6 protein-coding genes are annotated in these 6,098 nt (G+C 56.5%); 5 read left to right on the forward strand and 1 reads right to left on the reverse strand.

Annotated elements, in window-relative coordinates:
- From VMW13_05740 to VMW13_05760, 5 genes are all read left to right on the forward strand, one after another.
- A partial coding sequence (locus VMW13_05740) for a hypothetical protein (GenBank protein HUV44314.1) occupies positions 1-227 on the forward strand: 227 nt, incomplete at its 5' end.
- Positions 228-879: 652 nt separating this feature from the next.
- Positions 880-1,599: a VTC domain-containing protein gene (locus VMW13_05745; protein HUV44315.1), complete on the forward strand. Its 720-nt coding sequence runs from the start codon at positions 880-882 to the stop codon at positions 1,597-1,599.
- A gap of 31 nt (positions 1,600-1,630) precedes the next feature.
- A complete protein-coding gene (locus VMW13_05750; GenBank protein ID HUV44316.1) occupies positions 1,631-2,302 on the forward strand; it encodes a DUF4956 domain-containing protein in 672 nt (223 codons plus the stop codon).
- Between the two features lie 14 nt (positions 2,303-2,316).
- Positions 2,317-3,762 (forward strand): MFS transporter, encoded by a 1,446-nt coding sequence (locus VMW13_05755; protein HUV44317.1) that lies wholly within the window; start codon positions 2,317-2,319, stop codon positions 3,760-3,762.
- Between the two features lie 136 nt (positions 3,763-3,898).
- Complete coding sequence (locus VMW13_05760) at positions 3,899-4,552, forward strand: hypothetical protein (protein HUV44318.1); 654 nt, start codon at positions 3,899-3,901, stop codon at positions 4,550-4,552.
- A gap of 89 nt (positions 4,553-4,641) precedes the next feature.
- Here VMW13_05760 and VMW13_05765 read toward each other — a convergent pair whose 3' ends face one another.
- Positions 4,642-5,769 (reverse strand): hypothetical protein, encoded by a 1,128-nt coding sequence (locus VMW13_05765; protein HUV44319.1) that lies wholly within the window; start codon positions 5,767-5,769, stop codon positions 4,642-4,644.
- Positions 5,770-6,098 lie beyond the last annotated feature (329 nt).

Genomic DNA, 6,098 nt, shown 5'->3' on the forward strand with positions numbered 1-6,098 from the left:
CCAGCACAGCTTCATGCCGCAAGCTGGCTGAGTACAGTGGCGTTTCCGTGGAGGAAGTCCTCTCCATGTCGGGACACCTGCCAACAATAACCCAGGCACCGACTGCTGAATGGCCGGAGTTCCGTGATTACGCCAACCGCAAGTATCCCAACGAGCTTGATGAGGACATTATCATCATGATTGAGGACCTCATCGAGCGCCGACGGGATAAACAGCGCGCCCGGTAAACAACCTGAGTGGGAACCACAACCATGGTCCCATCTTTAGTAGCAACGCCGGGACAACGTACCCAATAATCAGCCACTGCCGGAGCCGCAATAACGCCATAGCTGTATCCAGCAAGAGAGCGTTATTATGGGCTATTTCAAAAAGCTCATGGCGGACTATTGTGCCATGTGTATTTTGAGGCCTGCGCGACGGGTAAATGTAGCTCCACCTTAACGAGCAGGGTCTGTGAGACCAAGCCGGACTGCTCTCCTGACCACTGCGTACCTTCATCCGCTCATCCTATTTCTTCTTTGCAGGAACTGTCGGCACTTCCAGACCATGGCCCTCCACCGTATTACCATCTGTCAGTTCGGCCTATCACAAACGAACAACTGTTACACTTTGGTCCTACCACCACCCGGAGACAATATGCGCCTGTGACGTCTCATGAGAACTGAAGGACTAACAAATAACCGCAATGTACGTTATAATGGTCAGCGCCGGAGACGGCAGTGGTAACGGTGGCAGCACTACAATGTTCAACCGGCAGGATGGGCTACCAGACAATGCCCTGCCCCGGGAACAACCCGCGAAAGGAGTCCGGCCATAGAACAGACACCCGGAACAGAAGCAGTCGAAACAGCGCCCAGTATAGTAGAGTCGGTAGAGAGAATCGAGCGGAAGTTCTTCATTCCGCCACCGAAGAGCGCTTTAGCTTATACTCTGCTCCGCCAGGTCTGCCGCGCGGACAGGCAGTACCCGGCGGGACAGATTAACACCCTGTACTTTGATAGCCCGGACCTCGACCAGCACAACCGGTCAGAGTCCGGCGATTTCCGAAAAGACAAGGTCCGCATTCGCTGGTATGACCGGCTTGAGGACTACCAGGGTGAGGTCCCGGTATTCCTTGAAGTAAAGACCAGGCGGGGTTTTGCCAGCTCTAAAAAACGACAGGGATTCTCAGTACCGGTACAAAAGCTGGAAACGGCAAACCTTGGTGCCGGGATTATCGACCGCGCCAAACTTGTGGAAACACTGGCCCGGCTGGGACACTATCCGGAGAACCCCCTCCGGCCGGTTATCGTGATATCTTACTGGCGTTACCGCTTCACCGAGATGTTTACCGGGGTCCGGGTTTCATTCGATAGTAATATCCGTTCCACCATGGTGGCACGGGACCTGGGTACCGGGGAACGGGACCTTCCCCTGCGCGGTGGAGTCATCGAGGTCAAAGGCCCGTCTTTTGAATTACCTCCGGCTCTGAGGCACATGAAAATGCTTGATATCGACTGGAGTCGATTCTCCAAGTACAGTCACAGCATCGATGCTCACCTTCTACACCCGGGCATTCCGGGACGGCTATGGCCCCCGGGACGGGTTGTCCAGAGATAACACAGGAACCTATTAGAAAGGAGGACAGAACTTGCAGGACGGATTCTTAAATTTCTTTGACGGTTTACAATCCCCGGTGAGCTTCGGGGACGCACTCATTGCCATCGGTTTTTCCCTGCTGGCTTCAATAATCGCATACCTGATGTACCAGTTCTTCTATGGATCACAGAATATCGGTGCCGGTGTACACCGGACGTTCATCGTCGGCGGACCCGCCATCACCACGCTGTTCCTCGGTATACAGACCTCCATCCCACTCTCCCTGGGACTGCTCGGGGCGCTGTCTTTCGTCCGCTTCCGCACACCGGTCAAAGACCCTGCCGAGATTGGCTTTCTTCTCCTCTTGATAGCATCGTCAATAGGAGCCGCCACGGGCAACTTCCTGGTGACCACCATTCTGTATGTCATAGTCTTTATAGCGCTGGGTGTCCAGTGGTTGACCAGGAACCGGTTCTCGCTCTTCCCCCAAGGGCACCTGATGATTGGCCTTGACCAGTCCGCCTATTCCGATATTGAAACCAGGATGAATAGCTTGCTGAATAACCGCCTCCGTGGACTGAGACTGGAGACGATGTCTGTCCTCGAAGACCGCGTCAACCTCTACTACCAGTACCGCTCCCAGAGGGACTTCGACTGGACGGCGTTCACCAGCGAGCTTAACCAGGTTGCCACTCCGGCTAAGCTTGAGGTCTTCATCGGCTGACCGGGCGTCCCGAGATGGAAGAGACGAAAAGCACCTACAAGTGGCTGGCGTTGCTGACGCTGTCCATTGGTACCTTCATGAGTACCCTGGACGCCAGCATCGTCAATATCTCACTGCCCGAACTCACCGAGGTTTTCGACACAGAACCGTCGGTGGTACTCTGGGTAACCGTAGCCTACCTTCTGGTGAGTGTCGGCCTCATGCTCAGCATAGGCAAACTCGGTGACCTCTTCGGAAGGAAGCGGGTCTACGTATCGGGGCTGGCCATCTTCACGGTGGGACTCATACTTTGTGCCCTGTCGCAGAGTGTGGTCCAGCTCATCCTTGCCCGCGTCGTCCAGGCTGTCGGTTCGGCAATGGTTATTGCCCTCGGCAACGCCATTATCACTACTGTCTTCCCCCCCGAAGAGCGCGGTAAGGCCCTTGGTCTCATCGGTGCCGTAGTCTCGACCGGCCTGCTCAGCGGGCCAGTCATCGGCGGTCTCCTCCTCGACGCCCTTGACTGGAGGGCCATCTTCTACGTCAGGATTCCCGTGGGCATCATCGGCCTGGTTATGAGCTGGCTGTGGCTGCGGGAGCAGAAGGCCGAAGAGACCACAGCCAGGTTCGACTGGGGTGGCTCTGTCAGCCTCTTCGGAGGCCTTTCCTGCCTGCTCCTGTGCATCAACTTCGGAGGGAGAATGGGTTTCAACTCGATACCAGTCCTCTCGCTGGCCGCCGGTGCTGCGATCCTGCTGACCTCGTTTCTCGTGTTCGAGAGAAAGGTAACTCAGCCAATACTGGCCCTGGGCCTCTTCCGCAGTCGCTCCTTTGCCACCGGTCTGGCCACTATGCTAATCATGTTCGTGGCCGGGGCCGCCAACACGCTTCTCATGCCGTTCTACTTGCTGAACGGCATCGACCGCACTGCATCACAGGCCGGACTGCTGCTCGCGGCAACCTCGGCCAGCTCCCTGCTGGTCGGTCCGGTGAGCGGTTGGCTTTCGGACAAGATCGGTTCGAGGATACTGTGCACCGTCGGTATGACCTTGATCAGCGCTGCCCTCTTCCTGATGGGCACGCTCAACATAAACTCGGGCACCTCCGATATACTGCTCAGGCTGGTGATACTGGGGATGGGGCTGGGGATGTTCTCTTCCCCGAACAACAGCGCCGTAATGGGCTCGGTGCCGCAGCAGAACCTGAGTACGGCTTCAGCGATGATCGCCACCACGCGGCAGATCGGCATGTCCTGCGGCATAGCCATCGCGGGTGCGATGTTCACCGCACGCGAGCTGTTTCATTCCACCGCCCTCGAGGGGGAGAGCCTTGCGCCGGGTATGCTGGAGAGGCTCTCGCTGGTGAGTGCCTACCAGGACAGCTTCACCTACGCCGCCTTCTTCTGCATCATCGGCATATTCGTATCCCTGGTACGCGGTAGCAGCCCATCACCCTCACCGTCCGCACCAGGTACCCGGTAGAACACAGCCGGACCCTCCTTGACACCACGATGGGCACCGGCAATAATTGAAAGCCTGAGACCGGGGAAACGCTGTCTGTCGGCGGGGAATATTCGCAGGCGGGCACTTTCATTCACGACCCTGTGAAAATGGCGGCATGATGGAAGACCAGAGAGAGCTACAACTGATAAGTGCCCGGACCCGCAAGCTGGAGCGGGGCCAGACCGAGGTGGTCATCACCACCTCCAACGGCAACATCCGGGGGATACTTCATCTCGCCAATGGCGGAGGCGGCGTAATCTGGGTCTGTGGAGCGCTGGGTGGACTGGACGGCCCCTCTTTCGGCATTTTCCGAACACTGAGCGAAGAACTGGTCAACGAAGGTCTTACTTCATTCCGGCTGGACTACCGCTTTCCCGGTGACCTCGAACCCTGCATCACTGACGTGGTCGTCGGAGCCTACTACCTCGGTGAACTGGACGTAGAGAGAGTGGCCCTGGTGGGGCACTCCTTTGGGGGAGCAGTGGTCATCCAGGCGGGCATAGCGAGCGCTCCGGTGAAAGCGGTGGTGGGACTATCCAGCCAGACCTATGGAGCAGCCGGGGTGGAGCGGCTGTCCCCGAAGCCGCTCCTGCTCATCCACGGGGAACGCGACCGAAACCTGTCGGTGGACTGCTCCCGCCTTATCTACCAGTGGGCCGGAGAGCCAAAGGAACTGGTGGTATACAGGAACAACGGCCACTTCCTGCGTGAGTGCCACGACGAGCTACGAGAGTTGCTCAAGAAGTGGCTGGTAGAGAAGGTAGGCTGAAGCAGAGACTACACGCTCCTGAACTCATGAACCGCGTGTCTTCGGTCTGGAGAGATACACTACCCGCCTTGGCCGACGCATCGCCACCATCATTGTGAGGACACGTCCGGTGCCTGGGAAATCGCGCCAAGTACTTCTTCTGTGCGCTTCTGTGTTTCTCTGGCACCTCTCTCCACAGCCATCGCCAGGTATTTCTTAAAGTCTATGAACTTCCCCACACCCTCTACCACGGCATCAGGGACTCTTGAATCCTTGAGAATGAAGGCGTAGAGTTCCTCTCCCAGTCTGTCCCGCATCTCCTCGTACGGTATGGCCGCGTCCAGTGTTTCTGTAGCCGTCTTGAACTGGGCACAGACTTCTCTCAATTGCGCAAGCTCGCCGGTGAGGGCCTCCTTCTCCGACTCCAGCCCTTCTACTGTGGAATCCAGCCTGGCAATTCGCGACTTCAAGCCTCTTGTCTCTTTGCCATGCTCGTTCTTCTGCGCGGCAGTGTGCGACTCATGCTCTTCCCTGAGCTTTTCCTTTTCCGTGTTCACCCCGGCTATCTGCGCTCTCAGGTCTTCTGTCTCCCCGTCATGCTCGATCTTCTGTGAAGCTACTCGTAATTCGTACTCCTCCCGCAGCTGCTCCTTCTCCTTCTCCAGAGCAGCTATGTGTGACCGGAGACCGTCAATGTCACCCAGTCTCTCGGTGAGCTCTTTCTGGTCAATCCTCACTTCTTTCAGGTCTTCGCCCACTACCGTCGTCAGCTTCTCCATGAACACCGCGGAGTCAGTTCTCAGATCCCTGTATTCGTTGCCCAGTATTCCGACCACCCTTCCCATCAGCTCGTCATACTTCTCGTTTGCCCGGTTGCGCTCGTCTTCCAGTGTCATTATGTAGGACCTCATGTCTCCCACTCTGCCGCCGTACTGCTTGTTGAGCTGGCCATATATGGCAAGGGCAACCCTCTTGGCCACGGTTTCTCCGTAGCCTTGTATGTCACTTCCGCGCGCCCCAAACACCTTGTTGAGCAATCTGCTCTCTCGCTGTAGACGTCTATCGTAGTCCTTCAGCCCCGCTTCGACTACCGGGTCCAGGCCTGCGCTGTTGTACAGCTGCTCTGCTGTCTGTGTCTCCTCCAGACTCATTCCCTCCATACTTATGAGACTGGTTCTCTCCTCCTCGTTTACCAGGCTGGTTGTTTCTTCCTTGAAATCCGATGTCTTCTCTTCCATTCTCCCCCCTTTGCACCCCTACGGTGCTGGACTGGTCTGGTATAAGCAAGGCCGATAACCTTCAACGACCCTGCTTTTCGCCCTGCCCATGAGCAGGACCGCTCCAGAGCAAACACAGCCGGGTCTGCTGCTGATACCTGGCACTATTATATCAGATATGTCTTTCCATTTGATGGTCAAATGCATCAGAGTCCGCCGGCAGATTCGGTCTTGCTAGTGTAGTGTCTCCGAGTTTTCTTTACAATAATTGTTGACAATAATGCGTCGTAGTAGCCGGTGTCTCATTGTAAAGCTATGTTAGAGACACTACACTAGCATGGACCGCGAGC

This window comes from Dehalococcoidales bacterium, assembly GCA_035529395.1.
GTDB lineage: Bacteria > Chloroflexota > Dehalococcoidia > Dehalococcoidales > Fen-1064 > DUES01.